This is a genomic window from Isoptericola nanjingensis (assembly GCF_050311635.1).
GTDB lineage: Bacteria > Actinomycetota > Actinomycetes > Actinomycetales > Cellulomonadaceae > Isoptericola > Isoptericola nanjingensis.
On the sequence record NZ_JBNOZL010000030.1, the window covers coordinates 1 to 240 of the forward strand.

Genomic DNA, 240 nt, shown 5'->3' on the forward strand with positions numbered 1-240 from the left:
GATCCGGGATGCTTCTTCCGTATAGAAGAAGAGACAGTCTTTCAGGGTGATGTCGTGGATCATCTGCAGGGTGCCGGAGGCCTTTACGCCCACCCGTGCATCGCGGCAGGTAACCCGTTCGATATGGATGTCCTTGAAGTTCGGGAGGAAGCTCTCCGTCTCGGCCGCCATGGCATCGTCGCGTCCCACCGGACGGTCCGCGTAGGAAGTCTCGAAAACCACCGCCTCACCCTGGATATC

Annotated in this window: 1 protein-coding gene; it reads right to left on the minus strand. The window is 59.2% G+C overall.

Annotated elements, in window-relative coordinates:
• Positions 1 to 222, minus strand: a 222-nt coding sequence (locus ACQP6G_RS20895) for a hypothetical protein (RefSeq protein WP_429767246.1), incomplete at its 3' end; no start/stop codon positions are given.
• Between the last annotated feature and the right edge of the window lie 18 nt (positions 223 to 240).